General features: G+C 62.2%; 15 protein-coding genes and 1 pseudogene. 14 read left to right on the top strand and 2 right to left on the bottom strand.

Annotated features, from left to right (window positions below):
• Positions 1-98: 98 nt before the first annotated feature.
• The 9 genes and pseudogenes from QQL28_RS01670 to QQL28_RS01710 form a co-directional block, all read left to right on the top strand.
• Positions 99-455, top strand: a complete 357-nt coding sequence (locus QQL28_RS01670; protein ID WP_284260339.1) for a VOC family protein — start codon at positions 99-101, stop codon at positions 453-455.
• Between the two features lie 44 nt (positions 456-499).
• Positions 500-1,528, top strand: coding sequence for an LLM class flavin-dependent oxidoreductase (locus QQL28_RS01675; protein WP_284260340.1), 1,029 nt, complete (start codon positions 500-502; stop codon positions 1,526-1,528).
• 34 nt (positions 1,529-1,562) lie between these two features.
• Positions 1,563-2,663, top strand: coding sequence for a flavin reductase (locus tag QQL28_RS01680; protein WP_284260341.1), 1,101 nt, complete (start codon positions 1,563-1,565; stop codon positions 2,661-2,663).
• Between the two features lie 3 nt (positions 2,664-2,666).
• A complete protein-coding gene (locus QQL28_RS01685) occupies positions 2,667-3,587 on the top strand; it encodes an alpha/beta fold hydrolase (protein ID WP_284260342.1) in 921 nt (306 codons plus the stop codon).
• Between the two features lies 1 nt (position 3,588).
• On the top strand, positions 3,589-4,377 hold the full coding sequence (locus tag QQL28_RS01690; RefSeq protein ID WP_284260343.1) for an enoyl-CoA hydratase/isomerase family protein: 789 nt from the start codon (positions 3,589-3,591) through the stop codon (positions 4,375-4,377).
• 77 nt (positions 4,378-4,454) lie between these two features.
• Entirely contained in the window at positions 4,455-5,354 is a 900-nt protein-coding gene (locus QQL28_RS01695) for a LysR family transcriptional regulator (protein WP_284260344.1), read from the top strand.
• A gap of 320 nt (positions 5,355-5,674) precedes the next feature.
• Positions 5,675-6,373 (top strand): pirin family protein, encoded by a 699-nt coding sequence (locus tag QQL28_RS01700; protein ID WP_284260345.1) that lies wholly within the window; start codon positions 5,675-5,677, stop codon positions 6,371-6,373.
• Positions 6,374-6,400: 27 nt separating this feature from the next.
• Positions 6,401-6,820, top strand: a complete 420-nt coding sequence (locus QQL28_RS01705) for a DoxX family protein (protein WP_284260346.1) — start codon at positions 6,401-6,403, stop codon at positions 6,818-6,820.
• 73 nt (positions 6,821-6,893) lie between these two features.
• Positions 6,894-7,028 (top strand): annotated as a pseudogene (locus tag QQL28_RS01710) (amidohydrolase); the annotation flags it as partial.
• 465 nt (positions 7,029-7,493) lie between these two features.
• Here the strand turns inward: QQL28_RS01710 and QQL28_RS46065 are convergent.
• Positions 7,494-7,712: a TetR/AcrR family transcriptional regulator gene (locus tag QQL28_RS46065; RefSeq protein ID WP_431309562.1), complete on the bottom strand. Its 219-nt coding sequence runs from the start codon at positions 7,710-7,712 to the stop codon at positions 7,494-7,496.
• 193 nt (positions 7,713-7,905) lie between these two features.
• Between QQL28_RS46065 and QQL28_RS01715 the strand changes: the two genes are divergently transcribed.
• From QQL28_RS01715 to QQL28_RS01730, 5 genes are all read left to right on the top strand, one after another.
• Complete coding sequence (locus QQL28_RS01715; RefSeq protein ID WP_284260347.1) at positions 7,906-8,418, top strand: PaaI family thioesterase; 513 nt, start codon at positions 7,906-7,908, stop codon at positions 8,416-8,418.
• A 177-nt stretch (positions 8,419-8,595) separates the two neighbouring features.
• Positions 8,596-8,952, top strand: a complete 357-nt coding sequence (locus QQL28_RS46070; protein WP_431309563.1) for an alcohol dehydrogenase catalytic domain-containing protein — start codon at positions 8,596-8,598, stop codon at positions 8,950-8,952.
• Positions 8,835-9,521 (top strand): zinc-binding dehydrogenase, encoded by a 687-nt coding sequence (locus QQL28_RS01720; protein WP_431309564.1) that lies wholly within the window; start codon positions 8,835-8,837, stop codon positions 9,519-9,521. The genes QQL28_RS46070 and QQL28_RS01720 overlap by 118 nt, the downstream gene beginning before the upstream one ends.
• 1,326 nt (positions 9,522-10,847) lie before the next feature.
• Positions 10,848-10,979 carry a hypothetical protein gene (locus QQL28_RS01725; protein WP_284260349.1) on the top strand — a complete coding sequence of 44 codons (132 nt, stop codon included), beginning with the start codon at positions 10,848-10,850 and terminating at the stop codon, positions 10,977-10,979.
• 255 nt (positions 10,980-11,234) lie between these two features.
• The gene (locus tag QQL28_RS01730; RefSeq protein WP_284260350.1) at positions 11,235-12,527 is read left to right on the top strand and encodes a c-type cytochrome; all 1,293 of its coding nucleotides are present in this window, start codon (positions 11,235-11,237) and stop codon (positions 12,525-12,527) included.
• 33 nt (positions 12,528-12,560) lie between these two features.
• Here QQL28_RS01730 and QQL28_RS01735 read toward each other — a convergent pair whose 3' ends face one another.
• Positions 12,561-14,531 carry a 4Fe-4S binding protein gene (locus tag QQL28_RS01735; RefSeq protein WP_284260351.1) on the bottom strand — a complete coding sequence of 657 codons (1,971 nt, stop codon included), beginning with the start codon at positions 14,529-14,531 and terminating at the stop codon, positions 12,561-12,563.
• Positions 14,532-14,559 lie beyond the last annotated feature (28 nt).

Here is a 14,559-nt window from a genome sequence, read left to right on the forward strand (position 1 = left end):
GGTTCAGAGAATCGAGATTGACACAAACGAAAGCTGCGAGCATCATACAACAATAAAACATATATTCAATATGGTTGAATATGCGTGGAGGAAGAGAAATGCCCCTCGATGCCATCCGTAGCGTCTACACGGTCGCCAGCGACATGGATCTCATGCAGGCCTTCTACGCAGAGGCGCTGGAGCTTCCGCTGGCATTTCGGGATCGCGACCAGTGGTGCCAGTTCAAGGCCGGGCAGCTCGCATTCGCGCTGAGCTCGCCATCCGAAGCGGCCACAGGCGCGCGCGGCAGCGTGGTCGTTTTCGGCGCGACCGACATGGCCGCGATCGCCAAGCGGATCGAGCGGCTTGGCGGGCGGCACCTGTCGAGCCGCGACATGGGTTCGCACGGCAGCGTGGCGACGTTCGCCGACCCAGAGAACAACCTGTTCCAGATCCACGTCCGGCAAGGCGCCTAGGTGCGGCGAAGCTTCAATAGTTCACTCCAAAAGGGATCCTCATCATGAAATTCGGCGTCTTCGATCAGAACGACCGCTCCGGTCTTCCGCTGGCAGAGCAGTATGAGAACCGGCTTGCGCTCGCCGGGCTTTACGACCGGCTCGGCTTCCACTGCTTCCACATGAGCGAGCATCACGGCACCCCGTTGAGCACGACACCATCGCCCAGCGTGTGGATGGCGGCTCTGTCGCAGCGGACCAAAAGACTGCGGCTGTGTCCGCTGGTCTATTTGCTGCCCACCTACAATCCCGCGCGTCTCTACGAAGAGATCTGCATGCTCGATCATTTGAGCGGCGGCCGGTTCGAGTTCGGGATTGGCCGCGGCGCCTCACCGCACGAGCTCGACGCGCTCGGGATCGACTCCGCGAAGGCGGCGAAGATGTATGCCGAGGCCTTCGACGCGATCCAGCGCTGCTTCACGCAGGACTCCGTCACGACGACAGGCGAGTTCTGGAGCTTGAACGACTACGCGGTGGAAATGAAGCCGCTCCAGCGCCCGCGTCCGCCGATGTGGTACGCGGTCGGCTCGCCCGACTCCGTGGTCTGGCCGGCGCGCAATGGCATGAACGTGGTTTGCGGTGGACAGGTATCTCGCGTGCGCGCCATTTCGGATCGCTATCGCGAGGAGATGGCCGCAGCCGGTCTACAGAGCAGGAGCGATCCGCTCATCGGCGTCAACCGCTACATCATCGTCGGCGAGACCGACCGCGACGCCCACGAGCTGGGTCGAAAGGCGTGGCCGGCGTTCTACGAGCACTTCATCAAGCTCTGGCGCAAGCACGGAACACAGCCAGTCAACGCGAAGCTGCCGCCCTCGTTCGACCAACTCGTCGAATCCGGCCATGCGATCGCCGGCTCGACCCGGACGGTCGCGCAGATCCTGTCCGACCAGGTCGCGCTCGGCGGTCTGAACTACGTGATCGGAAGCTTCATGTTCGGAACCATGCCGCATGCGGAAGCTGTGGCCTCGATTCGCCGCTTCGCCGAACAGGTGATGCCGGCGGTGAAGGCGGAAGAAGCGGTCGCTGCATGAGTGCACAAAACGAGTGAACGCAAGGAGGTGGAAGATGCCTGATGCTCCTCTGTTCGACAGCCGCGACCTGCGGCGCGTGCTCGGAACCTTCGTCACCGGCGTAACTGTTGTGACCACGACCGATGACGAGGGCCGATTTCATGGCGTCACCGCCAACTCCTTCAGCTCGGTGTCGCTCGATCCACCGCTGGTGCTCTGGAGCCAGGCGGTCAGGAGTCACAGTCACCCCGCATTCTTCAAGGCCGAATGCTTTGCCGTGAATATCCTCGCCGAGGACCAGATCGAGCTGTCGAAGCGGTTTGCGAAGTCCTCGCATGAGAAGTTCGCCGGCATCGATATTGATATCGGATCGGGCGGCGTGCCGCTGCTCCGCGATTGCAGCGCCAGGCTTCAGTGCCGGGTCGTATCCCGTGTGCCGGGCGGCGACCACACGATCTATGTCGGCGAGGTGCTTGCGATCGATCGCGCGGAACGCAAGCCGCTTGTCTTTGGCAACGGTCAATATCTCCTGGCTGATCCGCACGACATGGCCGACAACCCATTGTCGGGCGATCGCAAGCAGGCGCAACTCGCCGCGATGCGGCTCGGCACCCGCGCGATCGAGCGCCTCGCGAACCAATTCGACGAGACCATGGCGCTCGCCGTCTGGGGCACTCATGGTCCCACCATCACCCATTGGGAGCCGGCCTCCGCTCCCGTCAGCGACGCGCTTCCCGTGGGGTTGACATTGCCGGTGACCTCGACGGCCACCGGCCGGGCATTCGCCGCACATCTTCCGCCCAAGGCAATCGCGCAGACTGGCTTGCCTGGAGAGGTCGCAACGGCCGAGGCAGCCGATTGGGAGGACCGCCTCGAAGAGGTCCGGCGGCTTGGACTGGCAAGGCAGGGACTCGAAATCTTCTACCGCAGCCAAACGCTGATCAATGCCCTCAGTGCGCCGGTGCTCGACGCAAGCGGCCGGCCGGTGCTGGCTCTGAGCGCGGTCGGCGAGGCGTCTCGATTTCACGCGGATCTCGACGGCGCATTCGCCCGCGCCCTTCGGCAGACCGCGAAAGATCTGTCCCGTCGCCTCGGCTACCGCTCCGACGATGCTCACGAACCAGCCCAGCAACTCGAGCTGGCGGCTGGAGCTTGACGGATGGCCGCATTGTCCGCCGTCGATACCGAGCTTCTTGCGCAGGACTTGCCCAGGCTTGCGCAGGTGGCCGTTGCGTCGCCGGTGTATCCGGGGAAACGGGGCCACATCGAGTATCGCGCCGCCGGAGACGCGCGCAATCCCGCGGTGCTGCTGCTTCACGGACTCGGCTCCAACTCGGTCGGCTATCGCGCTCAGCTTGCGGGGCTGTCTCGGGAGTTTCATGTGATTGCCTGGAATGCACCGGGCTTCGGCGGCAGCACGCCAATCCCCGAGCAGGACGTAGCCATCGACGACTACGCGGACGCTTTGGCGGCCTTCCTGCGCGCTCTCCGCGTGAAGCGGCTTTCCGCTTTGGTTGGCAGCTCGTGGGGAAGCGTCGTAGCACTGACCTTCGCAAAAAATTATCCGGCGCTGGTCGACAGCCTCATTCTTTCCGCCCCTAACATCGCCAGGGGTCACCTCGTCGGCGACGCCCGCGCGGCCGAGCTCAACGCCTGGCTTTGCACGGCGGATATCGACATTCCGGTTTCACGCGCGGCCATCGCGGACAGGCTGCTGACACCTGATACGCCATCGTCGGTCAGGCAGCATGTCGAGCGCCTGCGGGACGCGATGACGACCGACGGCTGGCGACAGGCGATACGGTCGCTGTTCACCGCTTACGCGCCCGATATGATCTCGGCAGTGCGATGCCCGATTGCCATTCTTTCCGGCACGCGCGACCAGGTCGCTCCGCATCGAGACCACGCCGAGCGCCTGCTCGCTGCGGCGCCGGGGGCGACATCGCATCCGTTCGAGGATTGCGGTCACATGCTCAAGCTCGAAGCTCCCGCGAAATTCAACGCCATCGTTCGGCAAATGGCAGCCGAAACGTGGAGCGGAACGTCGACAGCAACAATGCGCATATTGAAGGGAGGTTGAAATGCAGGTGATCAGGTTCGAACAACAAGACTCGGTCGGTCATATCGTGCTGGCAAACCCGCCGAAGAATCTCATTGCATCCGACTTCTCGAATGCACTGAAGCAAGCCGTCCACGAAGCCAGCGAGAGCGACATCAGGGCATTGCTGGTGAGGGCGGAAGGACCGAATTTCAGCCAGGGCGGCGACGTGATCGACTTCCTGGAGAAGAATGCCAGTCAGTTCCGGACTTTCATTGCCGAATGCAATCAGTCGTTCCGCGCCATCGAAGCGTTGCCGATACCTACGGTCGCCGCCGTTCGCGGAGCTGCATATGGTGGTGCCTTCGAGCTTGCGCTGGCATGCGATTTCATCGTTGCGGCTGAAGACGCGGTGTTCCGCTGCATCGAGGCCTCCGTGGGGTCTGCGCCCGTCGCCGGCGCGGTGCAGCGGCTCGCAGAGCGGATCGGTCGCTCGCGCGCAGCCCGTTGCGCGATGCTTTGCGAGCCGATGTCGGGTGTCACCGCGGGTCAACTGGGAATCGCAACCCAGGTGGTGCCGGCGGGTGATGTCGAAGCGGCTGCGCTCAAATTCGCGCAGGGTCTGGCGGCCGGTCCCACGCGCTCATACGCGGCCATACGAACCTTGCTGAAGGCGTGGTCGGGAGGCGGCGTGCCTTCCGCCGATGCAATGATCCTGGATATCACCATGGCACTTCACAGCTCCGAGGATGCGAGGCGCGGCCGCACGGCGCGGGCTGAGGCCATCAAGCAAGGGATCGAGCCACAGAGGATCGTCTTCACCGGGCGATGATACATCTACCCGAAACATAGGGGCATTGTCGTCGGCGGGAACGGGTTGGACTTGCGAGAAGCAGTCGGTAGGAAACGGTGCGCGACCTTAACGATCTCCAGTTCTTTGTCGCCGTCGTCGTCAACCGGGGATTCTCGGCGGCCTCTCGCGCGCTTGGCGTGCCCAAATCGCGCATCAGCCGCCGCGTCGCCTTGCTGGAGGAGCGGCTCGGTGTGCGGCTGCTCGATCGCTCGACGCGCGGACTTGGGCTGACCCAGGTCGGCCAGCAAATCTACGAGCATGCGCAGGCCGCAATGATCGAGGCCGACGCGGTCGAGGAGGTCGCGCTTCGCATGCAAGCCGAGCCCCGCGGGCTCGTCCGGCTGAGCTGCCCGCTCGGACTTCAGGGCGCGATTGCCGGTCCGTTGCCTGGCTTCCTTGCGGCTCATCCTCAATTGCGCGTTCAATGTATCGCAACCAATCGCCCGGTCGATTTGATCCACGAGGGTGTCGATGTCGCGATCCGCGTTCGCGAGCGCCTCGATACCGACGCAGACCTGCAAGTGAAACGCATCGGCGTGAGCCGGCGCATCCTTGTCGCAAGCCCGAACTTGCTCGCAACGGCGGGCGTTCCGAAATCGCCGGCGGACCTCGGCAATTTTCCCATCTTGGACCAGGACGAGCAGAGCGGCGGTACCTGGCTTCTGACGGCAGAAAACGGTGAGACCAGCAGCGTACCGGTCGAGCCCCGCCTTGCCAGCGGCAGTTTCGATATCTTGATGGCCGCGGCGTCCCAGGGCACCGGAATCACGTTGTTGCCGGCCAGATATTGTCAGAACGCGCTCGCAAGCGGTGCGCTCGTCCGCGTGCTGCCGGAATGGAGCGGCACCGAAGGCATCCTTCATCTCGTCTTTGTCTCGCGACGTGGCATGCTGCCGGGCGTCCGCGCGGTGATCGACTTCGCCGCCACGGCCCTGAAATCGTCAGCCGCCTCGTAGGGAGGCGCCTGCAAATTTCGAGCGAACCCGGGTTGGCGTCTCCAGACAACATCATGATGCGTCCGTCGATGCCGTCTTGGATGAAGCTGCTCCGCCAGGAAACGCAACCCGCGCGCGCTTCGCTGCTTCAGGCTCAAAGGGGTCACGGACGGGTTCTTTCCGGACAGGCGCCGGGCCGGTTGGCTGTCTCACCGCGGGGGCAGCTGGTTGGCGTTCACCAGATAGAACGACGCGTCCGGAATTTGCTGACTAATCAAGCCGCCGGTTTGGCCACATAACCATTCCCGAAACGGACACGGGTCCTACGAAGAGGAATGGTCATGTTGCAGCTTCGGTCCAACGAGACGCTCGATCACGGCGACCGTGGCTGGCTGAAAGCGCGCCACCATTTCATCGTGTCTGCCGACGGCAATCCCGCGAATGGACCCCTTGGCGCGCTGGTGGTCTGGAACGACGACGAGATCGCCCCTGGCACCGGCTTTGGCCGTCACTCGCACGCGGACATGGAAATCGTGACCTATGTCCGCCAGGGCGTCACGCACGAAGACAGCGTCGGCAATGTCGGCCGGACCGCTGCGGGCGATGTGCAGGTAATGAGCGCCGGCAGCGGAATTAGCCATTCCGAGCACAATCGCGACGAAGCCCCACTCAAGCTGTTCCAGATCTGGCTGCGTCCGCGTCAACGCGGTGGAGCGCCCCGGTGGGACACCCGCAAATTCCCCAAAGCAGATCGCGCCGGACACCTCATCGAACTCGCGAGTGGAGATCCGAAGACCACCGAGACGCTCACGATGCGCGCCGACGCGCGCGTGCTGGGCGCCACGCTGCTCGCCGGGACCACGCTGACCCACGCGCCGTCGGCGCATCTGCGACACACCTATCTCGCCCCTGCCCAGGGCGCGATCCTCGTCAACGGGCAACGGGTTGCGGTCGGCGACGGTCTTGCCGCCCTCGACGAACCCGAACTCACCATCACGGCAATGGAGGATGCGGAGTCCATCCTCGTCGATGCCGCCTGACCTCACACCAGCAAAGGAGCCACTACCATGAACCGTTATCTTCCCCTCATCGGCCGAATCTTGATCGGTCTGCCATTCGTCATGAGTGGCCTCGGCAAACTTGCCGCTTTCGGTCCGACGACCGCGATGATTTCCGCAGTCGGTCTGCCTCTGCCGCCGCTCGCCTACGTCGTGGCGGTGGCGCTCGAGCTCGGCGGCGGACTCTTGCTGATCGCGGGCTACCAGGTTCGGCCGGTCGCGCTCGCGTTGGCAGTGTTCTGTGTCGCCACCGGCGTGGCGTTCCACAGCAACTTCGTCGACCAGAACCAGATGATCCACTTCCTCAAGAACGTCATGATGGCTGGCGGCCTGCTTCAGATCGCGGCGTTCGGTGCAGGCGCCATCAGCCTCGACAACCGGCTGTCCGGCGGGCGCGTAGCCGTTGTGACCGCTGCGGCCGCCCACTGAGTGATGCCGCCTGAACGGGAATCACGTTGCTTTCGAGAGCTCGCGCTGAGCGGCTTGCCGGAAAGACTTCTGTCGCCCGGGAGCGATGGTCCTTGTCGGCATGGGCGACGGCAACAAATTGCACCACCCCGCTTACAAGTTCAATGACAATATTCTCGGCCACTCCTACTGGGCGCGGCTGGTGGAGAAAACGATGCCGGCGGGGTAGGAGTGTTTCGTCATTAAAAGGGAGTCAGCGGCGAGCCCTACGAGCTACCGAGTGAATCGGGCCTTTGCTGCCCTCTGGAATTACACAGAGGCTCGTCGGCATCAATGTAACGGCGTACCAACGCAGCGGGTCAGGGGCCGTTGATCGCCGTGGTATCGCGAGTGGTCATGCGGCCATGGCCGCATGCCTTCGCATGTGATCAAAGCGGGTTAGCTCAAACTTGCCAATGATGGATTGGATTGCCTGTTCTTAGATCGCCGTGTCCGCGGCTTGAACGAACTGGACAAAAACGGGCATTGGACACACGCCCACGCCGCTCTTTGACCTGAACGCGCCAGCCTCCCGACTCGTCTCGCAGGTTCATTCGCTTCACCCACTTCCGCGATGGCGTTCACGAATGGGCAGCCGCGGAAACCTGCTGAGCTGAAAAATCCTTCCAACAGCGAGAACAATTCGAGGATCTGATCAATTGCCTTTGCTGGAGGCTCGGATGGGCCTCAGCCTCCGTTGAAGATAAGCGACGACCAAATCGTCCTTCGAAGGAAAGTAGTTATCGAGGGTCCGCTTGCTGACGTTCGCTTCGGTGGCGACGCTTCTACGCCGCTTGCCTGGAAACCTTCCTGGTAGAACAGGTGATCGGCTGCCCGCAAAATCCTGTCCCGCATCAATGTCTTGTCGCGAGATGTCATGAAATTACACCGATCTGTGTATTTTTTGCTTGCCAGGTGAGGATGCCGTGCTCTACTTAAATACACCGATCGGTTTACACAACAACGAGCTCACGTTTCGGCTTTCGCATGATCCACGCGTTATCGACCGGAATTGAAGAAGCGAAGGACGCAAGCGGTCCTTAATCGGCGAGCATGGGAAGACCAATATGGCAGAAACCGTTTCGGAGAGCCCCGCAGAAATACCTTATGGGCTCGCCCGCCTCCGCGCATTGAAGAAAGCAGGAAAAGCGTCTCCGATATCGTCAACTATGAGCATTGAGGCCGTCGACTATGATCTGGGGCGTGCCGTGTTCGAGGGGAGGCCGGACAAGCGCTTCTATAACCCCTTCGGGTCGGTTCAGGGCGGCTACGCCGCGACGCTGCTTGACGCTGCTTGTGGAGGAGCCGTCCACACACATCTCGCAATCGGTCAGGCGTACGCAACGCTTGAGCTGAAGGTTTCGTACCAGCGGCGACTAGTTGAAGCGAGCAGCCCAATACGCGCAGAGGGACGGGTTCTATCTGTGGGGAGGAGGATTGCCTTCTCCGAGGCCCGATTGATCGACGCTCAGGGGCAACTCTGCGCGACCGCTAGTGCGACGATTATGGTCTTTCACGTACCTGATAATCCGCCGGCCAACATCGAGGCGACGAAGGAGGGCTCGCGCCATGAGGTTTGAGTTTAGTTGCCTGATAACATATTGCCTCACGACAGGAGGGTGACCGCGATGCGTCAACTCTGGTTTCTAGGCCGTGGAGCGCTCGAATGGCGCGAAGTTCCCGAACCAAAACTTGAGCATCCGGAGGATGCAATCGTAAGGCCCATCGCTGCTACGACTTGCGACCTCGACGTAAAAATGATTCGCGGCGAGACACCGTTTGAAACTCCATGTGCGCTTGGACACGAGGCAATTGCCGAGGTGGTAGAGGTTGGACCCGGCGCCCGGTTTTATCGCGGCCAGATTGTCGTCGTAAGCTATCATATCTCGTGCGGCAGCTGTTTTCGCTGCGTCGGCCGGGGCAAGCCAAACACCTGTGCGCACTATCCAAAGGGCGCGGCATTTGGTTTGCCGACCGAGAACGAATTTGGATGCCTATTCGCAGACCTCGTCCGAATACCTCATGCGAACGCGAGTTTGGTTCCGGTGGTCCCGGCGCGGACATACCCCATTGGGCCAGCCTTTCCGACAACATTCCATTCGGCTACGAGTTAACTGTGCCCCACCTGATCGCCGCGCCTGGTGCAGAAGTTCTAATCATGGGCGGTGGCGGCTCGATCGCACTTTACGCTGCTGGCTTTGCCCGGGCTGCTGGTGCTGGACGAGTTGATTATGTGGACACGGATCGAAGGCGCTTAGAGATAGCGCAGGCCTTGGGGGCGAACGCTATCGAGCGCGAGCCTCCTAAACGCATGGGCACATATGCCATCACCGTCGATGCCAGTTCGAACGCCGATGCACTGCGATGCGCGATCCGATCGACTGAACACGAGGGCCAATGTTCCTCGGTTGGCGGCCATTTTGGTTATGTAGAAGTCCCAATGATGACCATGTATGTCAAAGGCATCAACTTTTATACAGGTCGTGGCCAAGGACGTCCAAACATTGAGAAGTCGATGGCGTTCCTTGATGCAAAACGTTTCGATGTGTCGAAGATTACGACCCTCATTGCTCCGTTTGATGAGACGCCTAGGGTCTTAGCCGAAGCACCAATGAAGGCTGTCCTTGTTCGAGAGCCGCTTCACACGCGGGCCTTTGAAGAGGTCATTCACAGCAGCTTTTGACCGGCGAGGGGGCTTTCCAACCTCGCGCATGTCTTCGTCGTGCAGGTCAATCAGATCGCCAAACGTGCGAACGTTCCGAACCGTGCGTGGCTTGGCGTGTCCGTTGTTACACCGATGCGGCAAAAAAAGGATCATTGAGCGATTGGGCACTCTGGTGGGCTCGCCAGGGTTCGAACCTGCAACCATACGGTCGCGAGTGGTCCGCTGACCTGAAGCATAGGCTCGGTTCTTTTAAAAGCGCCAATGCGCGCTCCGGCTTGATGGCGGCCGCTGGTAATTGGAATTCAACACCATGATCGAGAATCGTGGGTTTGACTCCCACTCTCTCCGCCGCACTGCTTGTCCATTAAACTAGTCACCACGCAAACCGTAGCTTCGGAACGGGATCGGAGGAGGGATTTCGTGAAGGACATGGCACGCAAAAGCCGCTTGATGTCGGAGCGGGGGCGGGGCGGCTCCACGATTTGAACGTGCGGTGGGCTCATGGGCAGGGGTGAAAGACGGTCTTTCTACATTGTCTTTGGTAGGAACAACCGGTCTCTGATTAGCTCCAATCGGACATCGATTGCTGGAGCTAGCTCAAACTTGCCCATGATGGATTGGAGCGAGAGTCGCGGCTTTTCAAGCGGTGAGAAGGCGGCGTGTGCCGACGTGTGCACCGGGAGATCAAGAAAGATCTCATCCAAGCCAGTTTAAGCAGGGCGTTGAGGTGGGGGCGCCTCCGGATGCGTGGCGCCACAGCTACATGCTCACGCAAGTCGTTCAGCCCCTTTGGCCACGCGCAGCTATCGCGAAGCACCTTCACTGCTGCATGAGATCGGCAAATCGAGACTCGCCGAATGTGCGATCGCTAACGTAGTCCTGCATGAATCGAAGTGGGCCGAAAGAAGCGGAACTCCGATCACCGTTGCGAGAGATGTGAGGCGGCGCACATTCGGAACTCGGATGGGGCGCTAATCAGGCCGGTAACTCACGCAAATCAACGGAGATTTCCATGAAGCGTCTGACAATTTGCGGACTAATTGCCGTTGCGTCGCTCGTTGCCGCAACGACTATGCTGCGATCGCACACTTGGCCAATTGTTGGGAACACCGGAGCGGCCCGTGTCGCCGGCGTGCAGGAGCCCAAAACTGGATCGCAGGCAGACAAACTTCCAGTCCAGGACTTCGACGATCGATCGTTGGTGTTTCCGCGTGAGAGATGAGGCCGCACCAGGGGAGCAATAGGCGGCTCACGAAACTTTTCCGAAACCGGTTGCGGGCTTCGATCGGCTTAATCGACAGTATTCTTGAACTGTCAAGGGCCCATGAAATTGGTGAAACTAGGTTGCGTTGGGTCGCCGAGCAGTCCCAGGGACTGGAGCGCTGCACCATGCTGGTCGATTTCGAGTATTGCCAGCAGCAGGGCCAGCACGACCACGACGAAAATGAGCAGGGGCGACGCTTCCTGGTTGGTTAGAATGGGACGAAGCGATAGCCAAATGTGAAGGCGTCGCAATCGCGATAATACCTGCAAATAGGCTTTCGGACGTATGTACATGGTCGGCCCCCGGCTCTGAGGTCCTACGGTGTAGCTTAGAATTCAGTGCTGCGGTGCTCAAGGCGCCGCTTGTCGCACTGTGGAACCGAACATGCGGGGCCAACGTTTTGGCTGCGCCGCAAAATCAAGCAGAATGGGATGGTCGATCCCGTATCATGATTGCCCGGGCGGTGAATGAAACTAGGCTTGCGTCTCTCCGTCGTGCTCCTCGCAGCCGTGCCGCTCGCTGGGCTGCGACCCGTGCACGCGCAATTGGTCGGGCACGGTGGTCCGGTACGGGCTATCGCCGTCTCGGTAGACGGCAAGACGGTGCTATCAGGAAGTTTCGACACGGCGGCGATCCGATGGTCGCTTGTAACCGAATCTGCAGAGCAGGTGTTGCGCCTGCATGCGGACGCGGTGAACGCGGTCGCCTTCCTGGACGAGGCGAGAACGGCGACGGCCGGCGCGGACGGACGCATTGCGATCTGGACCGCCGGCCGACAGCAACCCGACAGGGTCTTCGAAGGTCATACGGGGCCTATCGTCGCGCTCGCCGTCTCGCCGGATGCATCAACGCTCGCATCAGCCTCGTGGGACCGCACCGTGCGGCTGTGGTCGCTGTCGGACGGTACGTCGCGGGTATTGGAGGGGCATTCGCAGAACGTCAACGGCGTAGCGTTCACGCCGGACGGACAATCGCTCGTGAGCGTGGGCTACGACCAGACGGCACGGGCCTGGCGTTTGGCGGATGGCACGTCCGAGATTCATAAGTTGCCTGCGCCATTGAACGCAGTAGCGATTGCGCCGGATGGCGAGATCGTCACGGGCGCGGCGGACGGCAGGTTGCGCATGATGACGGCCGACGGCAAGGACAGTGGCAACGTCGCGGCCGACGCCACGCCGATCGTGGCCCTGGCGATCTCGCATGACGGCGCGTTGATCGCCGCGGCCGGCATTGGCGGCACTGTGGTGATCGTCGATCGCAAGGCACGCAGCGTGCTGCGCACGCTCGTTGGGCCCGGCATCCCGGTCTGGTCGGTTGCGTTCCTACCTGATGGCGCGACGCTTCTGACTGGCGGCGCGGACGGCAAGATCGGGCGCTGGAATGCGCTGACCGGCGACGCCGTTGGCTCGAACCTGTTGGGCACGCCGGCCGATCCGCTCGCCGCCTATGCCGGCGATCACGGCGCCGAAATCTTCAGGGCCTGCGTCGCCTGTCACACCCTTGCGGACAAGGAGGTGCAGCGTGCCGGCCCGACGCTTGCCGGACTCTACGGCCGGAAGATCGCCTCGCTGCCGGGCTATCGCTTCTCCGAGGCGCTCAAGGCGATGGACATCGTTTGGACCCCGGAGACCGTGTCAAAATTGTTCGAGATCGGGCCGAACGCCTATACGCCCGGCACGAAGATGCCGGAGCAGCACATCGGCTCAGCCGAAGACCGCCGCGCGCTCACGGACTTTCTGGCGCGCGCGACGTCGAAATAGGCTTCGTTTCGCGGAAGACGGGTTGTAGCGTTTTTATTCCTTGTGCTCTCGTTGGCGCAGATAATCGTCTGTCGTCCGTGGCGGCGTGCGTTCCGGAACGCCCTGGAACGGATCGAACTGCTGTTCACTCATGACGATGACGCGGCAGTCGGCGCACATCCGCAAGGCGTCGAGCCTCTTGTCGCCGGCGCGATACATCCAATGCCGGCCCTCGAGCTTAGCCGCGACCCGATCGATCGTGCTCTTCACGCCGAATGGCGTGCCGCAGCGGATGCACACGGCGGGCTCTTCCTCCTTGATCACGACTGCGGGCGCGCGGGCCGCGCGGAAATCGATCTGTGGCTTGAGTGTGATAACCTTTTCGGGGCACGTGCTCTGGCAGAGGCCGCATTGCACGCAGGCGTCTTCGACGAATTTGAGCACAGGCCGCTCAGGATCGTCGCGAAGCGCGCCGGTCGGGCAGACCGAGACACAGGACAGGCACAACGTGCATCCATCCGTGTTGACGTTGATGGCGCCGATGGGCGCGCCCTGCGGCAGGGCGATTACGTCGACCGGCGTTGGCGCCAGGCGATGCAATTCGCTCAAGGCAAATCGAAGCAGGTCGCGCCGCTTGCCGACGGTCTTGAAGGTTGCGGGCGTCTCGACCGCCGCAAGCATCTCGATCCCGCCCAGTTGCGCACCTAGCGCGTCGGGATCGTCGGTTTCGATCGTCGCCACACGTCGTCCATCAAATCCGAGCCCAGCCAGAATGGCGTCGGCCATGGCGATGGTCTGCGATAGCCCGGTCACCTCGTGCCGTGGTTTTGCGCGCAGCAGGAACCGCACGGCGGATGCGCCGTGGGCGAAGGCGCCGATGACCGCTTCGAGCCCGACCTGCGTCAGTTCGTTGACGGCGAGGGGAAGCACGCTAGCCGGCAGCCCGTCGCCGTGACGCGCAAGCGCGTCGATCAGCGGCGTGCCGTGCGGGCCGTCATGCAGCAGCAGCACCGGATGCGCGCCGACGGCCTCGTGATAGGCAAGGAGCATGGCGCGAAGGATCTGCAACTGGGTGTCGGCAGGCGGCAGCGCGTAGGAGGCAGCACCCGTTGGGCAAGCGGCCGCGCATTGCCCGCAGCCGGCGCAGACTTCGGCGTTGACAGCAACATGGTCGCCCGCGGGCGTGATCGCGCCGGTCGGGCACAGATCTAGGCAGCGATGGCATCCGGTCAGCTTCGAGCGCGAATGCGCGCAGAGGTTCGGCGTGAAGTCGACATATCTCGGCTTGTCGAAACTGCCGACGAGATCGCGTGCGGCAAGCACCGCGCGGAGCACGGCGGCCGGATCCTTGGGGTCGGCGCGCAAATAGCCGTCGCGCAGGTCGTGCGCGGGAAACAGCGGCATCTCGCCCGACAGGTCGAGAAAGAGGTCGCAGCGCGACGTCGCGCCGTTGCGTGGGGCATCGAACACGAAGCGATCGCGCGAGGACGGGCGAGGGCGGGCATAATCGTCGATGGTGAGCTCGAAGGCGCTGAAATGTCCCCGCGCATTGCGGATCGTGCCCTTCACGATCGGGAAGACTGTCGTGGCAGGCGGCGTGATGTCTGTCGGCTGCTTGAGCATGACCGTGACATCGAGGTGGTCCGCGAGCATCCGGCCGGCTTCGATCGCCGCCTCGTCGCGCCCGTAGATTAGGACGACGCCGTCGCTTGTCAGCGTGACCAGCGGATAGTCCGGTGCGGAAATTGCAGCCGCTGCAAGCAGCGCCGCCATCTTCGGGCCCGCATTCGCGCCGTCGCGCGACCAGCCCGCGGTCTCGCGGACGTTGGCGAAGCGGATTCCATCAGGACGTTCGCGGGCCTCCTCGGTAAACTGTGCCGCCTGCTGCGTGCAGGCGATCGTCAGCGCGCCTTCCGCCTTTGCCGCAGTGCGGAAATGATCGAGTTCCGCGCCGCAGAGATGACGAAAGGTTTTGATCTCACAATTGGGGCAGCCACGCCGGATTGCGGCCGTGTCGAGGCCCATCGTGTCTTCGCACGAGCAGATCAGGACG

The organism is Bradyrhizobium iriomotense (assembly GCF_030160715.1).
GTDB classification, from domain to species: domain Bacteria; phylum Pseudomonadota; class Alphaproteobacteria; order Rhizobiales; family Xanthobacteraceae; genus Bradyrhizobium; species Bradyrhizobium iriomotense.

Bases quoted from the DNA above. Each gene is read 5' to 3' on its own strand.
- QQL28_RS46070 (WP_431309563.1), top strand. From the start codon at position 8,596: ATGATTCGCGGCGAGACACCGTTTGAAACTCCATGTGCGCTTGGACAC.
- QQL28_RS01680 (WP_284260341.1), top strand. From the start codon at position 1,563: ATGCCTGATGCTCCTCTGTTCGACAGCCGCGACCTGCGGCGCGTGCTC.
- QQL28_RS01715 (WP_284260347.1), top strand. From the start codon at position 7,906: ATGGCAGAAACCGTTTCGGAGAGCCCCGCAGAAATACCTTATGGGCTC.
- QQL28_RS01730 (WP_284260350.1), top strand. From the start codon at position 11,235: ATGAAACTAGGCTTGCGTCTCTCCGTCGTGCTCCTCGCAGCCGTGCCG.
- QQL28_RS01685 (WP_284260342.1), top strand. From the start codon at position 2,667: ATGGCCGCATTGTCCGCCGTCGATACCGAGCTTCTTGCGCAGGACTTG.
- QQL28_RS01700 (WP_284260345.1), top strand. From the start codon at position 5,675: ATGTTGCAGCTTCGGTCCAACGAGACGCTCGATCACGGCGACCGTGGC.
- QQL28_RS01690 (WP_284260343.1), top strand. From the start codon at position 3,589: ATGCAGGTGATCAGGTTCGAACAACAAGACTCGGTCGGTCATATCGTG.
- QQL28_RS01705 (WP_284260346.1), top strand. From the start codon at position 6,401: ATGAACCGTTATCTTCCCCTCATCGGCCGAATCTTGATCGGTCTGCCA.
- QQL28_RS01675 (WP_284260340.1), top strand. From the start codon at position 500: ATGAAATTCGGCGTCTTCGATCAGAACGACCGCTCCGGTCTTCCGCTG.
- QQL28_RS01670 (WP_284260339.1), top strand. From the start codon at position 99: ATGCCCCTCGATGCCATCCGTAGCGTCTACACGGTCGCCAGCGACATG.
- QQL28_RS01735 (WP_284260351.1), bottom strand. From the start codon at position 14,531: ATGGGCCTCGACACGGCCGCAATCCGGCGTGGCTGCCCCAATTGTGAG.